The sequence below is a fragment of the Desulfoplanes formicivorans genome (assembly GCF_001748225.1).
In the GTDB taxonomy this organism is placed as follows: Bacteria; Desulfobacterota; Desulfovibrionia; order Desulfovibrionales; family Desulfomicrobiaceae; genus Desulfoplanes; species Desulfoplanes formicivorans.
In genome coordinates this window covers 37,340-62,544 of sequence record NZ_BDFE01000017.1, presented here as the reverse complement: position 1 = coordinate 62,544, position 25,205 = coordinate 37,340, and the positions used below count along the sequence as shown (strand labels likewise).

The 25,205-nt window shown below is 54.9% G+C and carries 26 protein-coding genes; 18 read left to right on the top strand and 8 right to left on the bottom strand.

Going from position 1 to position 25,205, the window contains the following annotated elements; translation table 11 throughout:
- Window positions 1–48: 48 nt before the first annotated feature.
- The 8 genes from DPF_RS09520 to DPF_RS09485 all read left to right on the top strand — a co-directional run bounded on the left by DPF_RS09520 (window position 49) and on the right by DPF_RS09485 (window position 6,841).
- Window positions 49–1,215, top strand: coding sequence for an ABC transporter substrate-binding protein (locus DPF_RS09520; protein WP_069859455.1), 1,167 nt, complete (start codon window positions 49–51; stop codon window positions 1,213–1,215).
- 111 nt (window positions 1,216–1,326) lie between these two features.
- Complete coding sequence (locus DPF_RS09515; protein ID WP_069859453.1) at window positions 1,327–2,238, top strand: branched-chain amino acid ABC transporter permease; 912 nt, start codon at window positions 1,327–1,329, stop codon at window positions 2,236–2,238.
- Window positions 2,239–2,304: 66 nt separating this feature from the next.
- Window positions 2,305–3,381 (top strand): branched-chain amino acid ABC transporter permease, encoded by a 1,077-nt coding sequence (locus DPF_RS09510; RefSeq protein WP_069859451.1) that lies wholly within the window; start codon window positions 2,305–2,307, stop codon window positions 3,379–3,381.
- A 65-nt stretch (window positions 3,382–3,446) separates the two neighbouring features.
- The gene (locus DPF_RS09505; RefSeq protein WP_069859449.1) at window positions 3,447–4,214 is read left to right on the top strand and encodes an ABC transporter ATP-binding protein; all 768 of its coding nucleotides are present in this window, start codon (window positions 3,447–3,449) and stop codon (window positions 4,212–4,214) included.
- Window positions 4,214–4,939: an ABC transporter ATP-binding protein gene (locus tag DPF_RS09500; RefSeq protein ID WP_069859447.1), complete on the top strand. Its 726-nt coding sequence runs from the start codon at window positions 4,214–4,216 to the stop codon at window positions 4,937–4,939. Before DPF_RS09505 ends, DPF_RS09500 begins: the two co-directional genes overlap by 1 nt.
- Before the next feature lie 170 nt (window positions 4,940–5,109).
- Window positions 5,110–5,661: a homoserine kinase gene (thrB, locus tag DPF_RS09495; protein ID WP_069859770.1), complete on the top strand. Its 552-nt coding sequence runs from the start codon at window positions 5,110–5,112 to the stop codon at window positions 5,659–5,661.
- A gap of 55 nt (window positions 5,662–5,716) precedes the next feature.
- Window positions 5,717–6,316: a hypothetical protein gene (locus tag DPF_RS09490; protein ID WP_069859445.1), complete on the top strand. Its 600-nt coding sequence runs from the start codon at window positions 5,717–5,719 to the stop codon at window positions 6,314–6,316.
- Window positions 6,317–6,325: 9 nt separating this feature from the next.
- Entirely contained in the window at window positions 6,326–6,841 is a 516-nt protein-coding gene (locus DPF_RS09485; RefSeq protein WP_069859443.1) for a hypothetical protein, read from the top strand.
- A gap of 256 nt (window positions 6,842–7,097) precedes the next feature.
- On the opposite strand, the gene DPF_RS09480 is transcribed toward DPF_RS09485, so the two are convergent.
- Window positions 7,098–7,592 carry a hypothetical protein gene (locus tag DPF_RS09480; RefSeq protein WP_069859441.1) on the bottom strand — a complete coding sequence of 165 codons (495 nt, stop codon included), beginning with the start codon at window positions 7,590–7,592 and terminating at the stop codon, window positions 7,098–7,100.
- A gap of 136 nt (window positions 7,593–7,728) precedes the next feature.
- On the opposite strand from DPF_RS09480, the gene DPF_RS09475 reads away from it, so the two are divergent.
- A complete protein-coding gene (locus tag DPF_RS09475; protein ID WP_069859439.1) occupies window positions 7,729–8,127 on the top strand; it encodes a Ros/MucR family transcriptional regulator in 399 nt (132 codons plus the stop codon).
- A gap of 316 nt (window positions 8,128–8,443) precedes the next feature.
- Here DPF_RS09475 and DPF_RS09470 read toward each other — a convergent pair whose 3' ends face one another.
- Window positions 8,444–10,927, bottom strand: coding sequence for a DNA internalization-related competence protein ComEC/Rec2 (locus tag DPF_RS09470; RefSeq protein ID WP_069859437.1), 2,484 nt, complete (start codon window positions 10,925–10,927; stop codon window positions 8,444–8,446).
- A gap of 350 nt (window positions 10,928–11,277) precedes the next feature.
- Here DPF_RS09470 and DPF_RS09465 point away from each other — a divergent pair, with 350 nt between their 5' ends.
- From DPF_RS09465 to DPF_RS09440, 6 genes are all read left to right on the top strand, one after another.
- The gene (locus DPF_RS09465; protein WP_069859435.1) at window positions 11,278–12,975 is read left to right on the top strand and encodes a sensor histidine kinase; all 1,698 of its coding nucleotides are present in this window, start codon (window positions 11,278–11,280) and stop codon (window positions 12,973–12,975) included.
- Between the two features lie 15 nt (window positions 12,976–12,990).
- Entirely contained in the window at window positions 12,991–13,425 is a 435-nt protein-coding gene (locus DPF_RS09460) for a response regulator (RefSeq protein WP_069859433.1), read from the top strand.
- Window positions 13,426–13,428: 3 nt separating this feature from the next.
- Complete coding sequence (locus DPF_RS09455; RefSeq protein WP_069859431.1) at window positions 13,429–13,818, top strand: response regulator; 390 nt, start codon at window positions 13,429–13,431, stop codon at window positions 13,816–13,818.
- Window positions 13,819–13,823: 5 nt separating this feature from the next.
- A complete protein-coding gene (locus DPF_RS09450; protein ID WP_069859429.1) occupies window positions 13,824–14,258 on the top strand; it encodes a response regulator in 435 nt (144 codons plus the stop codon).
- A gap of 67 nt (window positions 14,259–14,325) precedes the next feature.
- Window positions 14,326–15,600 (top strand): sulfite exporter TauE/SafE family protein, encoded by a 1,275-nt coding sequence (locus DPF_RS09445; protein WP_069859427.1) that lies wholly within the window; start codon window positions 14,326–14,328, stop codon window positions 15,598–15,600.
- A gap of 2 nt (window positions 15,601–15,602) precedes the next feature.
- Window positions 15,603–16,325: a hypothetical protein gene (locus DPF_RS09440; protein WP_069859426.1), complete on the top strand. Its 723-nt coding sequence runs from the start codon at window positions 15,603–15,605 to the stop codon at window positions 16,323–16,325.
- A gap of 99 nt (window positions 16,326–16,424) precedes the next feature.
- Here DPF_RS09440 and DPF_RS09435 read toward each other — a convergent pair whose 3' ends face one another.
- Window positions 16,425–18,224, bottom strand: a complete 1,800-nt coding sequence (locus DPF_RS09435; protein WP_069859769.1) for a YgiQ family radical SAM protein — start codon at window positions 18,222–18,224, stop codon at window positions 16,425–16,427.
- Window positions 18,225–18,470: 246 nt separating this feature from the next.
- Between DPF_RS09435 and DPF_RS14090 the strand changes: the two genes are divergently transcribed.
- Window positions 18,471–18,614: a CD1871A family CXXC motif-containing protein gene (locus DPF_RS14090; RefSeq protein ID WP_176724225.1), complete on the top strand. Its 144-nt coding sequence runs from the start codon at window positions 18,471–18,473 to the stop codon at window positions 18,612–18,614.
- 5 nt (window positions 18,615–18,619) lie between these two features.
- A complete protein-coding gene (locus tag DPF_RS09430) occupies window positions 18,620–19,513 on the top strand; it encodes a 4Fe-4S binding protein (protein WP_069859424.1) in 894 nt (297 codons plus the stop codon).
- A gap of 25 nt (window positions 19,514–19,538) precedes the next feature.
- Here DPF_RS09430 and DPF_RS09425 read toward each other — a convergent pair whose 3' ends face one another.
- The 5 genes from DPF_RS09425 to DPF_RS09405 form a co-directional block, all read right to left on the bottom strand.
- The gene (locus tag DPF_RS09425) at window positions 19,539–19,934 is read right to left on the bottom strand and encodes a hypothetical protein (protein WP_069859422.1); all 396 of its coding nucleotides are present in this window, start codon (window positions 19,932–19,934) and stop codon (window positions 19,539–19,541) included.
- Window positions 19,931–20,422, bottom strand: coding sequence for a TlpA family protein disulfide reductase (locus DPF_RS09420; RefSeq protein ID WP_141721105.1), 492 nt, complete (start codon window positions 20,420–20,422; stop codon window positions 19,931–19,933). Before DPF_RS09420 ends, DPF_RS09425 begins: the two co-directional genes overlap by 4 nt.
- Before the next feature lie 128 nt (window positions 20,423–20,550).
- A complete protein-coding gene (locus tag DPF_RS09415; RefSeq protein ID WP_069859417.1) occupies window positions 20,551–21,138 on the bottom strand; it encodes a peroxiredoxin in 588 nt (195 codons plus the stop codon).
- Window positions 21,139–21,186: 48 nt separating this feature from the next.
- Window positions 21,187–21,732 (bottom strand): peroxiredoxin family protein, encoded by a 546-nt coding sequence (locus DPF_RS09410; protein WP_069859415.1) that lies wholly within the window; start codon window positions 21,730–21,732, stop codon window positions 21,187–21,189.
- A 148-nt stretch (window positions 21,733–21,880) separates the two neighbouring features.
- Window positions 21,881–22,096 (bottom strand): hypothetical protein, encoded by a 216-nt coding sequence (locus DPF_RS09405; protein WP_069859768.1) that lies wholly within the window; start codon window positions 22,094–22,096, stop codon window positions 21,881–21,883.
- Between the two features lie 179 nt (window positions 22,097–22,275).
- Between DPF_RS09405 and DPF_RS09400 the strand changes: the two genes are divergently transcribed.
- Complete coding sequence (locus DPF_RS09400; protein ID WP_069859413.1) at window positions 22,276–25,185, top strand: DEAD/DEAH box helicase; 2,910 nt, start codon at window positions 22,276–22,278, stop codon at window positions 25,183–25,185.
- The last annotated feature ends 20 nt before the right edge of the window (window positions 25,186–25,205 follow it).

Sequence of the window (25,205 nt, the reverse complement as noted above, 5' to 3'; positions counted from 1 at the left end):
TTTTATTTCATCCAACTCGAGGAGGCGCCCGTGAAAAAATGGTTCGCAATGTTGGTTGTGGTCTTTGCTGCATCAGTCCTGTGCCTGACAGCCTGTTCCAAAAAAGACAGTGCAGCCCCCAAGGAAATCAAGATCGGTTTCAACATTCCCCTGACCGGCGACATTCCCAAGGTTGGCGAGGAATCCAAGTTTGCAGGCGAGATGCTCAAGGAGGCCATCAACGCGGCCGGAGGATTGGAAGTCGGCGGCCAGAAGTACAAACTGAATTTTGTCTACGCGGACAACGAATCCAAGGCCGAGTCAGCCGTGTCCGTGGCCCTCAAGCTCATTGAAAAGGACCAGGTTCTGGCCATTGTGGGTCCCAATTCAAGCAAGCAGGCGGTTCCTGCCGGCCAGGCCTGTGACGACAACCGCACCCCCATGATCTCACCCTGGTCCACCAACCCCGACGCAACCCTGAACCGACCCTGGGTTTTCCGGGCCGCCTTTCTTGATCCCTTTCAGGGGCCTGTTGCTGCTGATTTTGCCATGGAACAGTTCGGCGCCAAAACAGCGGCCGTGCTCTTTGCCTTGGCCAACGACTACAGCAAGGGACTGGCCGAGATCTTTCAGGCCGATTTTGAAAAAAAGAACGGACCCGGTTCGGTGGTGGCCTTTGAAAGCTACGGCGACAAGGATCAGGACTTCAGCGCCCAGCTGACCAAGATCATTGCGGCCAAGCCCGATTTCATCTTTTTACCCAACAACTATAATGAAGTGGCCCTTATCGTGAAACAGGCCCATGACCTTGGCTGGACCGGTCCCTTCATGGGTGCCGACGCCTGGGGCAACTCCGAACTCATGACCCTGTGCGGCGATGACTGCAAGGGCCAGTACTTCTCCACCCATTACGCTGCTGCCGGAGCCACCGGTGCCACCAAGGAATTCATCGACAAGTACACGGCCAAATACGGGTACGAACCCGCCGACGTGGCTGCCCTGACCTGGGATGCCACCAACATTCTGCTCAAGGCCATCCAGGACATGGGTTCCCTTGGTAACGACCTCAAGGAAAACCGCAAGAACCTGCGTGACGCCCTGGCCAATGTGGCCGAATTCCATGGGATAACCGGAACCATGAAGTTTGATGCCCAGGGTGATCCCATCAAATGCGCCGTGGTTGTCAAAATCAATGACAACGGCAAATTCGAATTCACCAAGTCCGTCTGCCCCTAAAGGTTTCCCATTGCGCGTCCCTGTCCCCGGGTCAAAACCATCCGACCCGGGGACAATACCTTCATCACCCAGGTGCGCCTGCCAATCACGACTCTTCAAGAGGGGATTTCTGTGCTCGCAAGTATTCTTCAAAACATCATCAACGCCCTGCAATGGGGGAGCTTCTATTCCCTCATCGCCCTGGGATACACCCTGGTGTACGGTGTCCTGCTGCTCATCAACTTTGCCCACGGCGACATCTTCATGGTGGGGGCGTACATCGCCTTTTTCGTGGCCACCTTTTTCCTGTCCATGACCACCCTGCCGGGATGGATGGTTCTTGCCCTGACCATTCCCTTGGGCATGATCCTCACGGCCCTGGTGGGAGTCTCCCTGGAACGCATTGCCTACCGCCCCCTGCGCCGCAAGGGCGCTCACAGGCTCTACGTGGTCATCACCGCCCTCATGTGCGGTCTTGTGCTGGAAAACGGCAACCTGGCCCTGCTGGGCGCCAGCCGCAAGAGTTTTCCCGAGCTCATTGACAAGGTGGTCTATACCGTGGGCACCGTGACCATGACCAACCTCAAGGTGGCGGTTATTCTTTCGGCCCTGCTGACCTTTGCCATCCTCCAGTTCATCGTCACCAAGACCAAGATCGGCATGGCCATGCGGGCCATATCCTATGACAAATTTGCTGTCCCCCTCATGGGCATTCCCATTGACACGGTCATCGTGTTCACCTTTGTGCTGGGATCGGCCTTTGCCGGGTTGGCCGGGCTCCTCTTTGCCCTGTCCTATCCCATTCTCGACCCCTATATGGGAGCCATGATCGGCTGGAAGGCCTTTATCGCGGCTGTTGTGGGCGGCATCGGCGACATCCGGGGCGCCTTTTTCGGCGGCTTTTTGCTGGGATTCGTAGAAATTCTGGTGGTGGCCTTTTTCCCGTCCACCTACCGGGATCTCATCGCCTTTTCCATTTTGCTGGTCATTTTGTGCATCAAACCCACAGGGCTTTTTGGCGTGGCCAAGACAACCAAGATCTGATGCCGCACCTCCGTATGCGAAACATGATCTTCGTATTCACCCCTTAGCAGGAAACAAGTAAGGTCTATGCAAAAGTATTCAGTTCCATTTCTTGTGGTTGTTCTTCTTGTCGGCCTTGTGGCCTGTGCACAAACAGGATTCATGGATCTGTACATCCAGTCCATTGTCCTGTTCATGGGCATCAACATCATCCTTTCCAGCAGCCTGAACATCGTCAACGGGTACATGGGAGAATTCGCCTGCGGCCACGCAGCCTTCATGGCGGTTGGGGCCTATGTGTCCTCCACCCTGAACGTATGGCTGTTCACCCAGGACAAGTTTTTCGGGCCTCCGGTGCTTTCGCCGGATCTGGCCCTGTATTTCTTTCCCGTGGTGCTGCTGGCAGGCGGGGTTGTGGCCGCCCTGGCCGGCATTCTCATTGCCATCCCCTCGTTTAAAACCAGAGGCGACTATCTGGCCATCATCACCATTGCGGCCAACTACATTGTCACCAGCACCATCATCAACATGGACAGCATTGGCGGGGCCAGGGGATTTATGGGCATGAAGAAGATCCTCTTTGCCATGTCCGATACCGTGGATCTTCCCTGGATCCTCATCTGGGTGGTTATCAGCACGGTGTTGACCATCTGGATCATCCGCAGGTTTGTCAGTTCCACCTATGGCAAGGGCATCATAGCCATCTGCCAGGACGAGGTAGCTGCGGAGATCATGAGCGTGAACACCAACAAGATGAAGCTCATCGCCTTTATGCTCTCCTCGGGACTGGCCGGCATTGCCGGAGGACTTTACGCCCACATCCTGGGGTACATCAATCCCGGTTCCTTTGGCATTCTCAAGTCCACGGAATGCCTGGTCATGGTTTACCTCGGCGGCATGGGCTCCCTGAGCGGGTCGGTTATCTCGGCCATTTTGTTCACCCTGCTCCTGGAAGTGCTCCGGTTTGTCATCCCCTGGATGGATACGGTGATGCACTGGGCGTACCTCCTTCCCGACGGGTATCACCTGAGCCAGGTCTGGAAATGGGTGTTCATCCCCATGATCCTGATCCTGCTCATGCAGTTCCGGCCCGAAGGCATCATGGGCAACCGGGAATTGTCCGATTTTTTTCCAAAATTGAAAAAATTCTATTCTTTCAAGTAATTTTGGATAATTGAGAACGTGCAGAGATGGCGGAATAGCCAGCAAACAGGATACAAGGAAAGATAATGCCATTATTGGAAATACACGAGTTAACGCAGTATTTCGGCGGGCTGTGCGCTGTTTCGGATTTTTCCGTGGCCCTAGAATCCGGTGAACTCGTCGGACTCATCGGACCCAATGGCGCAGGCAAGACCACGGTATTCAATCTTGTCAGCGGATTCTACAAGCCGACCCAGGGAAAAATCATCTTCAAGGGCTCGTCCATTGCCGGGCTCAAGCCCCATGAAATAACCGGCCGGGGCATAGCCAGAACCTTTCAGAACATCCGGTTGTGGAATCACATGACCGTGCTGGAAAACATCTGCGTGTCCCAGCACTACAACATGGGATACAGCCTCATGGACGCCCTGCTGCGCACCAAAAGATATCTCAAGCAGGAAAAGCGTATTGTCACCGAGGCCATGAACATCCTGGAAGCCCTGGATCTTGCCCGGTACGCCGATGAAGTTCCTCCCAACCTTCCCTATGGTTTGCAGCGCAAGGTGGAGATCGCCCGGGCCCTGTCCATCAAGCCGTCCCTGCTTCTGCTGGACGAACCCGCAGCCGGCCTCAATTCCGCCGACGTCAAGGACCTCATCAGCCTGATCCAGCGCATCCACCGGGAATTCGACATCACCATCTGGATGATCGAACACCAGATGACCGTGGTCATGACCCTGTGTTCCCGACTCAAGGTCATTGATTTTGGTGCGACCATTGCCGATGGAACCCCGGACGAGATCCAGAACAATCCCGACGTGATCAAAGCCTATCTTGGAGACGATGCAATCTGATGCTGCTTGAAATCAAAGACCTTTACGTACGATATGGCAATATCGAGGCACTGCACGGCGTTTCCCTCACCGTTGACAAGGGCGAAGCCGTGACCCTTATCGGCGCCAACGGCGCCGGCAAAACCACCACCCTCAACACCATCACCCGCGTTCCCCCGCCCGAAGGCCCCAAGGTCTCCGGCGGCGACATCCTGTACAATGGAGAGAGCCTGCTGGACATCGAGGCCCACACCATTGTCCAGAAATACAAGATCGCCCTGGCTCCCGAAGGGCGGCACATCTTCGGCAACCTCACGGTGGAGGAAAACCTGCAGCTGGCCACCTATGCCCGCAAGGATACCGAGGCCATCAAGGCCGATTACAAGCGGGTCTATGACCTCTTTCCGCGGCTGGTGGAACGCAAGAAACAACGCAGCGAATCCCTAAGCGGCGGGGAACAGCAGATGCTTGCCGTGGGCCGGGCCCTCATGACAGGGTGCGATTTTCTGCTTTTGGACGAGCCCTCCATGGGTCTGGCCCCCCTGCTCATGTACGACATGTTCCGGGCCCTCAAAAAGCTCAACCAGCAGGGCATGACCATTTTGCTCATTGAGCAGAACGCCCGGTTGGCCCTGCAATTTGCCCACCGGGGCTATGTCATGGATACCGGTGAGATCGTGGCCCATGGCACGGCAAAGGAACTGAGCGAAAACCCCGATGTCAAAAAGGCCTATCTGGGCGGGTGATTGACGCCATCCCGTTTAGCCTGTCCCCCATCATCTAAAGCCCGAAATTTCGTGCAGGAATTTCGGGCTTTTCATTTGCCGGGAAAGTGTTTAATCCACAACCGTTCCTGTTTGATCCCAGACCTTCCGGCATCAAACCGCTTTCCCCAATCTTCAAAGGGTTTTCTGGCATGTCTGCACTTGTTCAGCCTGCAACACATACGACTCGTTCCCTTGTTCTCATCGGCATGGCCGGTGCCGGCAAGTCCACCCTTGGCAAAACATTGGCCAGGACATTGGGATTCGCCCATGTGGACACGGACCACCTGCTCGAGGCCTGGTGGGGCATGGATTTGCAGACCCTGGCTGATACCCTTTCCAGAGAACAGTTTCTCAATGCCGAAGCCCGCCTCATCCAGTCCCTGGACATCAGGCGAGCGGTCATTTCCACGGGGGGAAGCGTTATCTATGACCCGGCATCTGTCGCGCATCTCAAGGAGTTGGGCATCTGCATCTACCTCAAGGCTCAACTATCGACCATTGAGCAACGCATTGCCCAAAACCCTTTGCGGGGATTGGCCATGGCCCCGGGCCAGTCCATCAAAGACCTGTACAGGGAAAGGGAGGCCCTTTACGAACAGGCCGCAGACATGATTGTCCGTACGGACACGCAGAGCGTCCAGGCCTGTGTGGCGACCATTCTTGACCGCCTGCCAGCTCCCCGGACCGACACCACCACCTGATGCGTCAGATCCTGGCCGGCCAGCCTCACCAACCATCAACATTGATGAACCGATCATGAAAACACACAAGGAAAACAGATCCGCCGTGTTCAGGAAACTGGCCGCATTGTATCAGGACATGGAAGATGCCTACAGCCATGTGGCCAGAAACATGGGATTGTCCTGCAAGAATTGCGAGGACAACTGCTGCACCAGTTACTTCATGCACCATACCTATGTGGAGTGGGCCTACCTGTGGAAAGGCATGAACACCCTGCCCCAGGCTGACCGGGACATGTTCCTGGACAAGGCCCGCGCCTATGTGGCCAGGGCCAATCTGGATCTTGCGGCAGGCAAGCGGCCGCACATCATGTGCCCCCTGAACCAGGACGGCCTATGCGGACTCTATTCCCACCGGCTCATGATCTGCCGGATGCATGGCGTCCCCAACAGCATTACGACCCCTAATGGCACCACACGTTCCTTTCCGGGCTGCTTCAAAAGCCAGGAACGCATCCGAACCATGGCATCCCCTCCCATCCTTGACAGAACCCCCCTGTATATCCGTCTTGTTCAACTGGAACAGGGATTTGTGGGTGCCAAGCGATTGCGAACCCTTCCCCGGGTGAACATGACCCTAGCGGAAATGCTTGTACAAGGACCTCCAAAGATGTAATGGCGTTGCATGTACTCTCGAAAAGCCCTTTTTCCTGTTGTTTTTCTTGTCGCCTGCATCTTTCTCGGGGGATGTTCCACCCTGAACGTCAACCATCTTTCTCCCAGACCATGGCAGGCTGACACCCCCACACGAGTGGCCCTGAAATTCTGGACCATGGATTATTCCTGTGCCCGGGACGGCAACCGCTTTGTCATCACAGGCACGGCCCTGCCCAGAACCGAACGCTTTCCCGCCTGGTCATCCTGGATGTCCGAGCTGGTCATTACCGCCTATATCAGTGATCCTTCCGGCAGGGTCCTTCTCCGGCAGACATTCAAACACCCCCCCATGTCGTTTCCACCGGCAGCAGGGATTCCGTTCACCTTCACATTGACCACGACCAGGCCCGTGGATACCCCTGCCATCACCTTTGGATACAGAATGATCCTTTTGGCCCAACGGCCTTCTACGGAAAAGCGCAATCCCCTAAAGTCCCAGAACGCCCAGGTCTTTTTCGCCAGCCAGGAAGCCCTGCGCCAATAACCGCCCAGCCGGTTCCCCCTTCCGAAAGCTCCCTTGTGCCTTGCAGGCCAAGGAATCCGCATGCCTTTTTTCCCGCCCTATCTCCAGACACCAACAGGACTCCCGTGTCTCCCTGTCCCAGACACCCGGTGACGCCCGGTCAGAGGCGTACACCGCATGGGGTGAGAGCATACCCGAGTGCCGTACACGCGAAAAAAGGGATGGTCCCTGCGGGGACCATCCCTTTTTTCCGACTCGACCTGAACGATGTGAAAAATCAATGGACCGTTGACGAGGAGTCATCTCCTCCTGCAGTCGAACCCGATTCCATGGAAAGCAGAACTTTTTGTCCCTGTTCCGAATTCTTCCATGCTTCGTAAAGTCCGATCCATTCATCATATCCAATGATCTGTTCACCAAGCTGCGTGTCGTGCAGTTCCAGCCACATATTGAAAAGATACATCTCCGTGGAGAAGTCCTTGCTGTCCAATGCCTTGTGGATCTGCGTGGACTTGTACTCCTGGCCGTCAAAATGATCTCTGATGAAATCGAGAATCAGGCGCTGAGATGTTTGGGGGGTCATCTTGACCAGGCACATGGCTTCAGCAAGCTCGTAATATTCGGCGTATAACGTCTTGATTCTATTCATATGCTCGGGTTCCGGTGCGATAATCAAATCATCTCCATCCTTTTTGATGAAGTAGAAACGCATCCATTGTTCAAATTTGACCACGGACGAGAGGTCGCTCACAATTTTCTTTGTCGGTGCCATGTACGCTCCTTGCATTGAGTAATGTATTCGATTCAATAAAATGTGATGATTCAAAAATAAAAAGCATTGACAATTATTTTTCAACAAATTATTCTTATAGATGTTTTTGTGATACTACAATATCATGGAGGAAATAATGGAAGATTATCTCAAAGAAGCTTTGGAGATTGTAAAGGCTCAGGCGAGTGTGCGGACCATGACGGAAGAAGAAATTACATCCATGGTCCAGTCTTTGTCCAAAGGAATTCGCAATATTGCCGAAGACAACGCAGAAGTTGCCACCAATGTGGAACCCCCTGTTGATCCCAAAAAGGCCATCAGGGAAAAAAGCGTTATCTGCCTCGAATGTGGCAAAAGCTTCAAGGTGCTGACCAAAAAGCATCTGGCTTCTCACGGCCTCACCCCTGAAGAATACAGAGCCAAATGGGGTTACAAAAAGGGCACGTCTCTTGTGGCCAAAGCCCTTGCCCGTGAACGCCGCAAAAAGATGAAAGACATGAAGCTCTGGGAAAAAAGACGAACGCACTCCAGCTAGATGATCACAGACAGGATTCTTCATGGCTGACCACAATCAGCCATGTCTTGTACCTGCAATGCAGGATAGGAGGCCTCTTAACAAAGAGGTTACTCCTATCTTGTATTGCTCTCTTTCTCAAGCTTTTCCTCTGCCACTCCCCAATTTCTTCCCTGTCTCACTCCCTCCTGTTGGCCGGCAGGGAAACATCCTGGGCTGTTCAAGCTCAAATACTCCAGCAAATTTCCGTGTGTTTTCACTCCGTATTCACCCCTATCCCTGCCCGCATACATGAAAAAAGCATGTGGCAAGATGCAAGTTCCTCTGGTGCAGGCAATCATTCTTGTGACACACCATTGCAACGCCCAGGTATCACATTCCTTTTCAAGAAACTTGGCGCAGGAACAGGTCGCATGGGACGAACATCCAGCTCCTGATTGCCCTTCCACACCACTTCAATGGCACCATGCATGCCCGTGCTCAACACCGGGACACCGCGTTCAATGAGTGACGCAACCACCTTGCTGGAAGGAAAACCATACCTGTTGTTCCACCCGGCCGCGGCCACGGCCAAGCGGGGACTGACCCGATCATACAGGGCTTCGGACCAGCTTGATGCGCTTCCGTGGTGGGGCAGGATCAATACATCGGCCTGAAGATCGTCATTTTTGGCCAGCACCTCCTCGATCCCCCGGGCCTCGATATCCCCCGGAATGAGCAGCACGCCCTTGCCGTCAATAAGAAAACGCAGAACCAGGGAACCGTTGTTCCTGGACATGGCGGCTGCGTCCCGAGACGGATGCAGAACCTCTATCTCCACGCCTTCTCCCATATCCACACGCATTCCACACCGGACCTGATGCACAGCCATCCGCTTGCTGGCAAACACATCTTCAAGCAACTGCCTGTCCCACGGGTTGCGGGGAAACTGCCCATTCCAGTACATGGCGCCCACCGAACAGGTGGCAAGGGGATGAAAGAGGCCACGCAAATGATCGCAATCACTGTGGGTCAAAAAAACCGCATCAAGCCTTGGCGGTCGGCCCCAGGTGAGAACCGGGGTGACCACGGCCTTGCCCATGTCGAAATCCCTGTTCCACGACCCTCCCCCATCCACGAGTACCCGTTGATTTCCCGGCAGTTCCACATACACGGCCTGACTCATGCCGGTATCCATGACCAGAATCCTGGATGAACGGGTTGTCAGGGAACTTTCCGTTACCATGGCAGGCAGAACCAGCAGGCACAAGGCTGCCCCCCAGGCTGCCATGCCCAAACGCCGGGATGTAAGTCCCTGCTTCCAGATTACAAGGGCGAGCACGCCCATGGCATAGAACCCGAGCATGGTGGGCCATCTTGGCCGCACAACCTGGATCATCTCCAGCCAGCCATGTTCCTGGGCTATTCCAAGCGCATGACACCACAGGTTCATGACATGATTGACCGCAAGCAAGGCCCCTGATCCCAGCCACTCCATGCCGGGGACCAGCGACAGCATCAGGCCCATAAACCCCAGGGGAAGGAGCACAAAACCCAGCAGGGGAATCCAGACAACATTGTAGTACTGATGCAGGGTCAAGGTGCCAAAGTTCCAGACCTGGACCGGCAGGATCGCCAGACTGGCCACCCAGCTCACAACCATGAGCATGGCGGTCGAAACAACCAGTTTTTTGCAAACGCTTTCACCGGCCCAGGCAGCACAACGCGACTGGATGGGCGGGACCAGAAGAACAATACCTGCAACAGCCAGGACCGAGAACTGCAGACTGAGGGAAAAAATCTCCTGGGGTGACCAGAGTACAATGACCAATACGGCCAAAAACAGTCCATCCAGAAGAATCCGTGTCCTGTTCAGAAGAAGCAGCAGTCCCCACGATCCAAACATGATCCCGGCCCGCAACAGGGACGGGGTCCACCCGCCTATCCACATGTAGAATACCACCAGGGGACTGGCCAGGATGACGGCCAGTTTGGGACGGGCAATGACCAGATAAACATTCGGCCAGAGCCATCCCACACCCCGGGCCAGAACCCACCCGAAAAAGACCATGAATCCCAGATGAAGGCCTGACAGGGCCAGGGAATGCACAATGCCCGCCCGCTGCAACACTTCGTACAGCTTGTTGTCGAGCTCGGAACGTTCTCCCAGAAGCAGAGCCAGCGTCAGGGCCCTGCCTTTTCCCGGAGGCAGCGTGCTTCGGATGCCATGTCGCAGCTCCCGGCGCAGGGCCTGGAGAGCATCAACCTTTTGGGGTTCAAAGGTAAGACAGGACAGATCATCAATATACGTCCGGAACCAGATGCCCTTGCGTCCCCAATAGGCTTCACCATCCCAGCACCCCGGATTTTTGAGTGCATGCACGGATCGCAACCGGACCTGTCCATGAAACCGTTGCCCCAAGAGAGGGGCACTCTCCGCATGGCGAACCGACACAAGGAGCCTGCCCGGAAGAACAGGACCATGTTCTCCGGCAACCCGTACGTCCCGGGCCACAAGGTACAACCGGTTGGCAAAGCGCCATCGGGTATCATGGACCTGCCCCGAAATGAACACCCGTTTTTTTGTATCCAGGTGCATCTGTTCCATGGACGGAGGATGGGGAATACGCCACCAGGCATAGACAAGGCCAAGACAGGCCACAGCAGCGATCACCAAAAGTCCCGGTGTCCGACTACAACTTCGCAGCAGCATGTACGCGAGCACGGCTCCGGAAACAGCCGGGACCGGGTAGGCATGGCCCAGACATCCCACGACAAAAAAAATCAGCAGTATATGCCAGGGAAGCAGGGAGCAGCTGGATTCCGAGGCGTATTTTCCCAATCTATCTCTCCGGAATTGCAATCAAAATAGACATATATCATTCATTTACATTCTGTAAAATTTTCTGACATGTCACATTTTTTTTTCGTTCCATAACGTTTCAACTGGGGATACCTGTACCTGTTTTTAATTTGATTTCAAGGGACTGCGAAAAATCAAATCAACAAAACGTTTTGGCACGGGCATTGCCCTTTGTTTTGAAACAGGTATAGGCAAACAGCGTTTAGCTCTCGACTTCGTTCGATTTCCCCGGGCCTTGGCCGGGACAGGGCGCACAGCCCGGGAGTTGTACTCCAGCAAGGTCGGGCAAGACCGGAGAACCGAGAGAACATCAGGAAAGAGGACAGGACATGAACTGCGAAGAAATCACCCACGATGAAGCCTATTATCACAATCTTACCAGGAATCTTGTCATCAAGATGATCATTGCCTCGTTCACGCCGCTCATCCTGATCACCTTCATAACCTCGTACAAGTACAACAATGCGTACAAAGCCAAGGTCATTGCCCACATTCAGGAACTGGTGGAGAAACACAAACAGAATATCGACAATTTCCTCAAGGAAAAACTGGCCAACATCCTGTTCCTTTCCAAAACCTGCTCCATCCCGCAACTGGATGACGAAAACGCATTGCAGTCCAAACTTGAACAACTCAGAGAGGAATACGGCCCCTTTTTCGTGGATATCGGGCTGATCAATGACGAGGGCATCCAGACCGACTATGTCGGCCCCTTCAACCTCGGCCGTGTCAACTACTCCCAGGCCGAATGGTTCAGGGAGGCCATGGAAAAGGAGTTCTACATCAGTGATGTCTTTCTGGGCATTCGGGGACTACCGCATTTCATCATCGCCATTCGGAAGACAGACGGCACCAGGAACTGGATCGTGCGGACAACCATTGATTTTGTCCTGTTCAACGAACTGGTCAAAAACATCCGCATCGGCGAGACAGGCCGGGCGTTCATCGTCAACCGTAAGGGAGAGCTGCAAACCAAGCTGCAGGCCAATCAGCCCGATACCGAGACCATCAAGAAGCATATTCTCAGTAAAAACATTCCTGCTGAAGGCGTCGAGGTCTTCGAGGGCTCCTATTCCGCTGACCACCAGTCCATATATCTTGTTACCACGCTTAACAACGGCAAATGGGTCCTGATCTTCCAACAGGATGAAAAGGATGCCTTTTCCGATCTTTATCAGACGCGCAATCTGGGCATTGTCATCTTTTTCCTGGGCAGTTGCAGCATTTTTGTCATGGCCATCTTTCTCTCCCGCAAGATGGTCGATCAGATCAGAAAGTCCGACCAGGAAAAGGAATTGATGAACGAACAGATCATCGAGGCCGGCAAACTGGCGTCCTTGGGCGAGCTGGCCGCAGGCATCGCCCACGAAATCAACAATCCGGTGGCCATCATGGTGGAGGAAGCCGGCTGGATGGGCGATATTCTCGAGGAGGAAGAGTTCAAGAACAGCGACAACTTCAAGGAATACCAACGCGCCCTCAACCAGATCAGGAATCAGGGCATCAGGTGCAAGGAGATTACCCACAAGCTGTTGAGCTTTGCCCGCAAGATCGATTCGCGCATCCAGGATGTCCAACTGAACACCATCATCGAGGAAGTGGTGGGATTGTCGGAAAAAAGGGCCCGGTTCGGCAATGTGGAGATCATCAGCAATCTTGCCGCCAACCTGCCCACCGTGCATGTTTCCCCGTCGGAAATGCAGCAGGTCTTTCTCAACCTGATCAACAACGCCGTTGATGCCATAGATTCCAAAAAAGGTGGATCCATCACCCTGTCCACCCGTCTGGAAGACCAGATGATTGTTGTTGATATCGAGGACACGGGTTCGGGCATTGCCCCGGCCAACCTGCAACGGATCTTTGATCCCTTTTTCACCACCAAGGCCGTGGGCAAGGGGACGGGCCTCGGGCTGTCCATCTGCTACGGGATCATCAAAAAAATCGGCGGAGAAATTTCAGTCAACAGTGCCGTGGGCAAGGGAACCGTCTTCCACGTACACATTCCCGTGACCCGGCAAGATACATAAGGAGAGGAGGCATACATGGCGACAACAGTTCTTTTGATCGACGATGAAGAAGGCTTTGTTCAGACAATGGCCAAACGGCTCGGCAAGCGGGAAATGGAGGTGATCAAGGCCTTTAGCGGCCAGGAAGCCCTGGATGTCCTGGCAGGGAACAACCTCATCGACGTGGCCGTGCTGGATGTGAAAATGCCCGGCATGGACGGCATTGAAACCCTCAAGGCCATCAAAAAGGATTATCCCCTGGTGGAGGTGATCATGCTCACCGGTCATGCAACCGTGGAATCGGCCATAGACGGGATGAAGATGGGGGCTTTTGATTACCTGATGAAACCCTGTGACATCGACCAGCTCATAGCCAAGATTGACGAGGCCAAGACCAAAAAACTCAAGCATGAGGAAAAGATCATTGACGCCCAGATGCGGGAAATAACCTCAAGACAGTCCTGGGATTGAACCATGAAACAAGAACCATCAGGTGACCCCATCTCTTTGCTGCTCGTGGACGACGAAGATGGATTCGTGAACGTTCTGGCCAAACGCATGGCCAGACGGGGTATCGAGGTTACCGGGGTGTTGACGGGCACCGAGGCGTTGCAGGTGCTACGAAAAAAGGACTTTGATATCGCGGTGCTCGACCTCAAACTCGAGGACATGGATGGAATCGAGGTGCTCAAGATCATCAAGAAAATGGCCCCGGACCTTCCTGTGATCATGCTCACCGGGCATGGCTCGGAACAGGCGGCTGAAGAAGGTCTCAAGCACGGAGCCATGGATTATCTGACCAAACCCTGTGACCTCGATGAATTGATCGCCAAGATCAACAAGGCCATCCCGGCCGGGAGGTGACAGCCATGGAACGCGATTTTTCCGTACTGATCGTTGATGACGAGGACGATTTCCGCTCAACCCTTATCAAGCGACTTGCCAAACGCAAAATCGACATTGCCGGAGCCTCGGGGGGTGAGGAGGCCCTGGCCATGATGCGCGAGAATCCCCGGGATATTGTCGTGCTGGACGTGAAGATGCCCGGCATGGACGGCATCGAGACCCTGACAGCCATCAAAAAACAGCATCCCCTGACCGAAGTGATCATGCTTACGGGGCATGCCAACATAGAAGCGGCCCTGGAAGGGATGGAATTTGGTGCCTTTGACTATCTCATGAAGCCCACGGACATAGACGATCTCCTGTTCAAACTGGAGGACGCCTATCACAAACGTCTGCTTCACGAGAGAAAAACCCTGCAACTCAAGAAGGAGGCAGAACGCAAAAAGATGACCACATGAAGACCACCCCATGTTCGATACGATATAACGTTTTGATGCTTTTTCGCATTTCCAAGGAGGAATACGTATGGCTTTTGGAAAAAGAATCTATGATGCTCTCATGGCGGCTACTACCGCGCATGCACGCTGGGACTATGAAACGTCCATGTCCATTTTGCACAACAAGAAAAAACTGCGCTTGCTCGCCTTCATGCTCGTTCCGATCATCCTCGCGTCCATCGCCTTTGCAGCGGCCGATCCCGCTGATCTTCCATCCATTCTCGGCGGCAAAAAGGCCTATGCCCCGGCCTTCTACACCCCGGGAATCTTTATCGCATCCATGCTCATCGGCCTGTGTGCCGGTCTGATTACCGGATGCATCGGAGCCGGCGGCGGATTCATCATCACCCCGGCCCTCATGAGTGCGGGTATCAAGGGTATCCTGGCCGTGGGCACGGACCTTTTTCACATTTTCGCCAAGGCCATCATGGGCACGACCATCCACAAGAAACTCGGTAATGTTTCCGTGGCCCTGGCCATTGCCTTTCTGGTCGGTTCCATGGGGGGCGTATTTGCCGGCGGTATCCTGAACCGCTGGATCTATGAACTCAATCCTGTCATGAGTGACACCTTCATCAGCATTATCTACGTGGTGCTCTTGGGATTTCTGGGGGCCTACGCCCTTATCGACTTTCTCAAGCTGCGCAACGCAGAATCCAAACCGGCAGCATCCAAGGGAAAAGGCGCTGCAGAAGGAACCGGTCTTCCCGCCAAGCTGCAGTCTGCCGTCATCCCTCCCATGATCACCTTTGATGAGGATCTTTTTCCGGGCGGCAAGAAAATCTCGGCCTGGTTCGTGGCCCTGTGCGGTGGCCTTGTCGGCTTTCTGGCCGCCATCATGGGTGTGGGCGGTGGTTTCGTGACCTTTCCCATGTTCGTGTACGTGCTTGGCGTATCCTCGTTCACCGCTGTTGGAACGGATATCCTGCAGATCATCTTCACGGCCGGATTTGCTTCCATCAGCCAATACGCCATTTACGGATTCATTTTCTATACCCTGGCCATGGGCATGCTCATCGGATCCCTGCTCGGCATCCAGGTGGGCGCCCTGACCACCAAGGTTGTCAAAGGTATCTACATTCGCGGATTCTATGCCACGGCCATTCTTGCCGGGTTCATCAACCGATTGTTCGCCCTCCCCGGAAAACTGGGAGAGATGAAGGTCATCACCATTTCCGACACGACCACCTCCCTGCTGGCCAATGTCGGAAACTGGGCTTTCTTTGTCATTATCGGGTTCTTTGCAGTCTGGGTCATCGGCAAATTTCTCGTCAATATCAAATTGCTCAGAGGGGAGGTCTAACCATGCTTGTTTACGACAAGAAACACTTTTCCATGGGAATTATTCTCACTATCATATTCTTTAGTGTTCTCACGTACATGTTTTCTCCTTCCTTCAAGGGAGCACATGGAGAAATGGTAAACGCCTTCCACGCTTCGGACAACCTGTTCAATTCCATTGCCAAGGGATCGACCAATTATTTCCCCCGGCTCAAGGAAGGCAATAACGCATATAAGGGACATACCATCGATCTGACCCTGCACCTGGGCACCGAAGACTTGGCTGAAAAAAGCGCCCTCATCCTGAATCAGGCCGGCATGATGGCCCAAAACCAGGGAGCATCCGTTGTTGTCAACGGGGATCTGCACACGGCGATACATCAGGCCATCGAGGATGCCCAGAACATGTTCAACAACAAGGACGACCTTCTTGAAGCCCAATACGGGATGTCAGGCAAAGAGGCCCTTTATGTCTGGTGGAAGACCTTCACGACCATGGATGTGGAGCTCAAGCATGCCAAGGACTTCAAGGCGGCCAAGTTTGTCTCCGAAGTGGTCAAGCGGGGCATTGAGGTGGGGTACAACTTTTTTGGAGTCGTTCCCCAAAGTTCCACCAGCAAGGCAGGAATGCTCGTGTTTTCGCTGACTTTTTACGTGATCTACACCCTGCTATGGGGATTTGCCATCTTCTACCTTTTCGAAGGCATCGGATTGCAGATGAGCTCGGGCAGCAAGAAGGAAATGTAGCAACCACCACCAACCAGATGCACAAAGGCCGGTTCGGGTATCCCGAACCGGCCTTTGTGCATCATTGTCTGTCTGGTCACTGGGAAGATGGCAGATGCATCAACGGGGTGTGCCCTTGCCACGAAGGTGATGCCGTGGACGTTTTGTGCGTGCTTTGCAGGCTGAACCGGGGGTATGCTTGTGCATGCGGCGATCTGATGGTTGGGAAGGAACCAGAATGCGATGCTGCCGGATACGCTCGGCATCGGTTGTGGCAACAGGGATCCGGGTGCCGTCTGGGGCACGCCGGGTGTAGAACATGGCCGTTGCAACAGCACCGGGAATGGGAATGAAACATTGCACCTGTCGGGGTCGCCAGCCCCGCTTGGCAAGCCAAAGGGCCAAGGCGTGCATATCCTTGTCCGTTGTACCGGGAAAACCGCTCATGAGATAGGGAATCACATACTGCTTTTTCCCTGCCCTGGCAGCCTGCCGTGCAAAAATATCCAGAAAACGCTCGAACAGGACATGTCCTGGCTTGCGCATCAGCCGCAAGATATGGTCGCAGACATGTTCGGGGGCGATCTTGAGCTGCCCCCCCACAAAATCATCCAGATAGCCGGTCAGGGCCTGCAGGTCCTTAAGGGCGAGATCGAACCTCACCCCGCTGGCCACGCGAACATTGCGGATGCCGCGACGTTGTCGCACCGACCGAAGCAGATCAAGATGGGCCTTCTGATCCACCCGGAAATGGGAACACAGGGTCGGGGTCATACAGCTGGAACGCTGGCACGGCCCCTTTGTCCGGGTGCACCACCCTCCCCACATGTTGGCGCTTGGCCCGCCCACATCGGAAATGTTTCCCTTGAATCCGGGCATCCTGGCCATGCGATCGACTTCGTGCATGATGGATGCACGGCTGCGAGAGGAAATTCGCCGCCCCTGATGCAATGCCAGGGTACAAAACGAGCACCCCCCGCCGCACCCCCTATGACTGGTGATGGAATCCCTGATCATGGCCTCGGCCGGAATGTTCTTCGAGTACAGAGGATGGGCCTTTCTGGCATAAGGCAGGGCGTAGAGCCCATCCATTTCCTCCTGCTGCAGAGGAGCTGCAGGTGGCGCCAGCACCACGGTGCGATTGCCGACCTTTTGAGTGGCCCATTTGTTGCCCTGATGAACCAGCCGTTCCATGGTCAATGTTGCCTGCATCAGCAAGAACGGATCCGCGAGCATGGCTTCGTGAGAGGGCAGTTCCTCACACTCCACCCCCTCGGGCACGGGCTCATCAACCATGACCGTCCCGCATATCCCTGAAGGATCAACCCCCTGCTCGAGCTGCCGGGCAATCTTCACCAGGGCTCGTTCACCCATGCCATAGACAACCATGTCTGCCTTGGCATCAAGAATGATGGGTTTACGCAATTTGTCGGACCAGAAATCATAATGGGTGATGCGCCGCAAAGAAGCCTCAATGCCGCCCAGCACAACAGGAAGTCCGGGAAATGCCCGATGCACGAGATTGGTGTATACGATGCACGCCCGGTTGGGTCGGGCACCGGCCAGACCTCCTGGCGTATAGGCATCGTCGGAGCGTTTCTTGCGAAAGGCCGTGTAATGAGCGAGCATGGAATCCAGGGCACCGGCCCCAATACCGGCAAACAGCCGTGGCCGGCCCATGACAAGCAGATCCCGGGTGGTGTCCCACCTGGGCTGAGTGACAATTCCGGTTCTGAAACCATGGGCAATGAGAAGACGCCCGAGCAGGGCCATGGCAAAGGAAGGGTGATCCACATAGGCATCACCGCTGACCAGCAGAACATCAAGTTCATCCCAGCCAAGCCGGTCCATTTCCACCCGGGTCATGGGCACAAATCGGGGTTGCTCAAGGGAAGGGGATTGCGAAAAAAGAGAGGACATGCAGGAGGTATAGACGCGGGTGACGCCGGGGGCAAGGGGTAAAGTCCACAGGAACCCGTTTCTGATACCGTCATGACTTGCACACATGGTGTAAAAGCATTAACAACGGGCTCATCGTATGAAACAGGCAAGACCCGTTGGGTGCATGGAAACCATGCTCCGGGTTCAAAAAAATGCAGCCGGGAATACAGGATTACTGTCCATTTCCTGGCAGGTACATCACGATGATGTTCAAAAGGATCTCCCATGCCCAACCGTTCAACGTTGATCTCCTACCTTGTGCTGTTCTTCTTTCTGGTTCTTTTCATCCTTGGCATCAATCTCGGGGAAGTGGACAGCGTCTTTGAAAAGGGCGTGGCCATCTGCCTGAGTTGCATCGGGATAGGGTGAGCCATATGACCCGACGAATCGTCCAAATCCTGGCCACGTTCATCACCAATGCCTACTGGCTTTTCCCGCTGGGCCCCCTGGGCATCTACACGGGCAAGCTCAAATCCGTGTGTGTTCCCGGGCTCAATTGCTGGTCCTGTCCGGCTGCAGTGGGTGGATGCCCTGTGGGCGCGATCCAGAACTTTCTGGCCTCCATCCGACTGACATGGGCCAGCGGCCAGTACCGATTCGGCTTGTATGTTGTCGGATTTCTCGGAATCATTGGCAGCCTGGTCGGCCGCATGCCCTGCGGGTGGCTGTGTCCCTTCGGGTTGTTCCAGGATCTGATGCACAAGATTCCTTCCCCGAAATACGGGATCTGGAAACCCCTGACATGGATCAAATACGCGATCCTGGCCCTGTTCGTGATCATCCTGCCGCTGGTTGTGGTGGATGAATTCGGTTTTGGTTCCACCTGGTTTTGCAAATATATCTGTCCGGCAGGCACGCTGGAAGCGGGTATTCCCCTTTTGGCCATGCGACCGGACCTGAGGGCCCTGGTGGGTGGACTTTTTTTCAACAAAATGACCATCCTGATCCTGCTTCTGATCTGGATGGTCGTTACCAGTCGGCCCTTCTGCCGAACCATGTGTCCTCTGGGGGCCATCTATTCCCTGTTCAACAAGGTCAGCCTCTTTACCATGCATTGGGACAAGGACGCGTGCACCCATTGCAAGGCCTGTGAAGCCATCTGCCCCATGGGGGTCAGCTTTTACGAGACCCCCAACAGCCTGGAATGCATCCGATGTCTCAAATGCTACCAGGCGTGTAAATTCGATGCGATTTCCTTTGAGATCAAGGGGATCGATCAACCCGGCCTCGCCCGCAACCAAGACAGACGGCCCGCGTCCCTTTCGTGAGGCACGGGAAGTTTCTTTCCCTGACCTAGTTTCCCTGATCCCCTGACGATCCCAGCGTCTCCGGACAGACATCCCGGACGTGCTGCCGGCACCGCTCGCACTCCTTTTTTCCCAATTCCCGACAGATCTCCTCGGGAGTCATGGCTGCATGCCAGACATACAGGCCGTAAAAATCCACATCACTGCCCAGGGAATCCTGACAGGATTCCCTGACAATGCGTGTCTGCAATCCGGGAATGATGGCAACAAGCCGCTTGGCCAGGGCTTCGGCATCGGCCCGTTGACTTGCGCAGCAGAGCTGAAAGGGGGTGTTCACCTCTCCCATGGCCGGCTGCCCGGTCTGCTGGGCCATGCAAGCGCATGACCAGAGCATGCACAATATCCCGCTGATCCCCACACAAGCATGGCGCCACATTGTCATGACTCTTCTCCCTTGGCATCGGCATCCAGCAATGACTGGATCACTTGGTTGAGGGTGTCTTTCGGTATGTATCCCACGTGACTGGCCCGGAGCTTGCCATCGGCAAACACGAGCAAACGCGGTATGGCCGTGACATTGAAGGCCGAGGCAATCTCTCCCCCATCAAGATAAATGGGATAGTTGAACCCCACCCGGTCCGAGAAAAACCGTACCGCTTCGGCATTGTAATCCAGAGAGATGCCCATGAGCAAAAGATCCTTGTCATCATACTGATCGCGCAGCGCCATCAGAGAGGGAAACTCCTGCCGACAGGGCCCGCACCACGTGGCCCAGAAATTGACCACAACCACCCGTGCCGTGGTTTGGGTGACCATATCCACAAACTGCTCGCCCGAAAGCGTTCCCCTGTACTCGGCCCGGGCCGTATCAGGAACGGCCCAGCCAAGGCACCCGACAACCAGCATCGTGATAATCAATGAGCGTATCAATCCAGTGTCCTCGCATGTTGTAAGCCCGGATGGCCGGTCATGGCGATCCGAACGGTTCGCATTCCCGTCTCTACCATCCAAAGGGCCATCCGTACAAAAGCCGTCGGGTGAAGGCAAGACAGATCATGTCACTGCAATCCTTCCAGGGCCTCGATGATGGGCTGCAGTTTGGGCCGGGAGTTGATGTCATGAACATCAATGTACCGGATGATGCCCTTGACATCGATGATGAAGATGGCCCGTTCCGAGATCCCGCTCGATCGGAGAACCCCGTACATGCTTGCCACGGCCCCATGGGGCCAGAAGTCGGACAGAACCGGAAACCACAACCCGCCCATGGCCGTTGTCCAGGCATACAGACTGGGTATATTGTCCGTACTGATGCCCAGAATCATGGTATTGTGACTTTCGAATATCTCCTGGATCAGATCATAGCCCGGCCACTGATCCGAACAAACCGGGGTGAATGCTGCCGGAACAAAGGAAAGCATCACGTTTTTCCTGCCGCGATAGTCTCCCAGGGAAACCCGGCTGCCATTGGTGGACGGAAGGGTGAAATCAGGTGCCATCTGCCCGACCTGAACCTTGAGAACGCTATCAAGCGGTTCGAGCTGGCCTGTCTTGTACACCGGATGTTTGGGGAACTGGGCGGCCCATCCCTGAACGCTCCCGGCAATCAGCATCAGACAAATCATCAGGGTTGCGCAACATTTCATGAACGTCTCCATACGATTGAGGATGCATGCGGCCATCTTGTGCCGTGTCTACAGGTATTTTTTGACCTTCATCAAAAACCACGAGGCACTGTCAATTCTTCCGATGTGGGTGAAGGCCACCTTGCCCACGCCTTGATCCAGGGTGACAAAGACAAAATAAGGGGTACCCACCTGCCCGACCTCCGCATGCCAGATGTAGTCTTCATCCGCAAAAAGAGGAAAGGGAATCTCGAATTTTTCTTGGAAAATGCCCACTTCATACGCGGAATTACCAATCCCGATTCCCATCATCTTGACCTGCGCGTCCAAGCCTTCCTTGCGAAGAAGGTCATACAGGTCGTTCAACAAGGGGGCCTCGTGCTGGCAGTGAGGGCAGTACATGCTGAAAAATTCCACCACGATCAGATCAGCCTTGATCTGGGAAACGTTGAATTCCCTGACCCCGTCGGCAAGACCAAGATACGCAGTCATTGCCTGTTCGCTGGGTCGGGGCAGAAGAAGACCGGGAAAATCCTGACCGATCTCCAGCTCTCCTCCGGCAAAGGCTGAGGGAACGAACAAAAACATGCAGAAGACCAACCACCATTTTTTCATGAATGCTCCCTGGGCTGAAAAGTCTTTGTCTCGGCATCCCGAACGCCTGCACAACGTGCAACGCGCAGTCATGCTGCTCACGAAACCTTGCGGCCTGTGTTCGGGATGCCGTCTCGGAATTTCTGCCTCTCTATCCTGAAAACCTGCATCAGGTATTGCTTTTGGCCATCTGACATGCCTTGTCCCATTCAGGACAGGCCTCGGCCATGTTGGCCTCGTATTCGGCCTGGCATGCATCACAGGTCATGTGAATGTTGGGGGCATCCCCATACCGTTTTTTGATCTCTTCCTCGGTCATAACAGCCGCTGCGCTGCAGCCGCATTGGGGACAGGCAGTCTTGATGCGATACTTTGTGTCGGACATGGCAACCTCCTTGGTTGATGGAGTGGATGCTTCCAGATCACAATGATTGACAAGGGAACCGTTTGCCATTTCACTGGAGGGAGCAAACAATTTGCAGATTGGTCTTCCGTTATATCAAACTGACGCATAACGCAATGCACGGCATGTAAATATGCACTCTCCTGCCAACAGGTTGCCCCATGATCGACGATTACATCTCCAGGCTCAAAAACTATCCATCCCTTGCTCCCGACCTGGTTCACCATGCCGTTCTGCCGGCCAAGAACGCCATCTACGCCGATCCCGAGCGTCCCTGGCATCCGCAGATCAACGCCATGCTGGCCACACTGAAACTGGACAGGCTCTACACCCATCAGGCAAGGGCCGTTGATCTTGTTCGTTCGGGCAGGCATTGCGTGGTTGCCACGCCCACAGCCAGTGGCAAGACCCTCATCTATGCCCTGCCGGTTCTGGACACGTTACTCAGAAAACCGCAGGCCAGGGCGCTGTTTCTCTTCCCCCTCAAGGCCCTGGCCCAGGACCAGCTCAAGAATCTGCAGAACCTTGCCGGGCATCTCATGGGATTGCCCCATCCGCTGGCAGCCATCTATGACGGGGACACCTCCTCCTGGCACCGGGCAAAAATCAGAAACAATCCACCTGGCGTGCTGGTGACCAACCCGGATATGCTCCATCTGGGCATCCTTCCCCACCACACTACGTGGCAAACCTTTTTCAAAAATCTGGATTTCGTCATTGTGGACGAGGTACACACCTATCGCGGGGTCATGGGTTCACACATGGCCTGGGTGTTCAGAAGGCTGCTCCGCATCTGTGCGGCCTATGGAAAGCATCCGACCTTTATTTTTTCCTCGGCAACAATCGCCAATCCGGGCGAACTGGCCTCGGCCCTGACAGGCCTGGATGTGGAGGTCGTGGACAAAAGTGGAGGACCATCCTCCAAGCGGCATGTTGTCTTTCTTGACGGCCAGAGCGCAGGCGCATCCCAAACCGCCATTGTTCTCCTGCAGGCGGCACTGGCCCGCCAACTCAGAACCCTGGTCTTCACCCAGTCCAGAAAAATGGCCGAACTCATCTCCGTGTGGGCCGCCCAGAAAGCGGGAAAACTTGGCAAACGGATCAGTCCTTACAGGGCCGGGTACCTGCCCGAGGAACGCAGGGCCATTGAGGCGGATCTGGTCAGCGGTCGGCTCCTGGCCGTGGTCAGCACCAGTGCCCTGGAACTGGGTATTGACATCGGCTCCCTGGATCTGTGTATCCTGCTGGGATATCCCGGATCAATCATGGCCACCTGGCAGCGGGCCGGTCGGGTCGGCCGGGCCGGGAAAACATCCGCGGTCATTCTCATCGGCCACGAGGACGCCATGGACCAATACTTCATGCGCCATCCCGAGGAATTTTTTTCCATTCCCCCTGAAGCAGCGGTGATCAATCCCTTCAATCCGTTCATCATGGCTTCCCATATCACCTGTGCCGCAGCAGACATGCCCATTGCAAGGGACGAACCTTTTGCCGAATCTGCACGTGTTCAGACCACCCTGCAGAAACTGGAACGTCAGGGAAAACTCCTGTGTTCGGAAGATGGTGCCACCTGGTATGCCGCACGCAAATACCCGCAGCGGGAGGTCAGTCTGCGCGGCTCGGGACACGGTTTTTCCATTGTGGACGCCGTCTCGGGCGAGGTCATGGGCCAGATCGACAAAATGCGGGCCTTTCACGAAACCCATCCCGGTGCGGTCTATCTGCACAACACCAGAACGTATGTGATCGAATCCCTGGATCTTGAAACCTCAACGGCCTTTGCCACACCCCGCAAGGTGGGATTCTATACCCGTCCCCACACGTCCAAGACAACGGAAATCCTTCAGGTCAGGGATCGCAAATCTATCTGGTCCACCACCCTGTATCTGGGACGGCTCAGAATCACCGAACAGGTCACGGAATATGAAAAACGTTCCAACAACGGCACCTTTCTGGGCACGATCCCCCTGGACCTCCCTCCCCTGGTTTTCGAGACCGAGGGCATCTGGTTTGATATTCCCGACCGGGTCAGACAGTCCTTGGAACAGGACAACCTGCATTTCATGGGCGGTATCCATGCCTGTGAACATGCGGCCATCGGCATTTTGCCCCTGCTGGTTCTCACGGACCGCAACGACCTGGGTGGCATTTCCATCCCCCTGCATCCCCAGACAAACCAGGCAGCCGTATTCATTTACGACGGCACTCCCGGAGGAGCCGGGCTATGCAGGCAGGCCTTTGACCGAGGCCGGGAACTCCTTGCAAGGACCCTGCAGGTCATTGAATCCTGCCCCTGCAAGACAGGCTGTCCGGCCTGCGTGCATTCGCCCAAATGCGGATCAGGCAACCGCCCCATAGACAAACATGCGGCCCTGGAGATCCTGAAACGTTTGCGCCGGGGTCCTGCCAGGGAACCGGGCAAGGTGAACATCCTGCCCCAGGATCAGCCCGTGCACGTTTCAATGCCCAGCCCTCACCCCTCAACAGACCACCAGTCCCCAAGGGAGGAATCCCCCAGGCATCACCCTGTGCACTATGGCGTCCTGGATGTTGAAACCCGGCGTTCGGCCCAGGAAGTCGGCGGCTGGAACAAGGCCCACAAGATGGGGGTCAGTTGCGTGGTGGTGTATGATTCCCTGAAAAAAGACTATACGGCCTATCTTCAGGAAGACATGCGATCCATGGTTCACCATCTGCAAACCATGGATCTGGTGGTGGGATTCAATATCAAACGCTTTGATTACAAGGTGCTTTCGGGACTCGTGGATTTTGATTTTTCAGGGTTGCCCACTTTGGACATTCTCGAACACGTCCACCGGCAACTGGGCTACCGCCTTTCCCTGGACCATCTGGCCAAGGCCACCCTGGGCGAACAAAAAACCGCCAATGGTCTGCTGGCCCTTCAATGGTGGAAGCAGGGAAAACTGGACAGGATCATCAAGTACTGCACCCAGGACGTTGCCGTGACCAGAGGGCTGTACCGATACGGACGCGACAACGGGTATCTTCTTTTCACCAACAAAGCCCGGCAAACCGTGCGCCTGCCCGTTGATTGGAATAAGGCATAAGCACACCCCTGACCATGCCC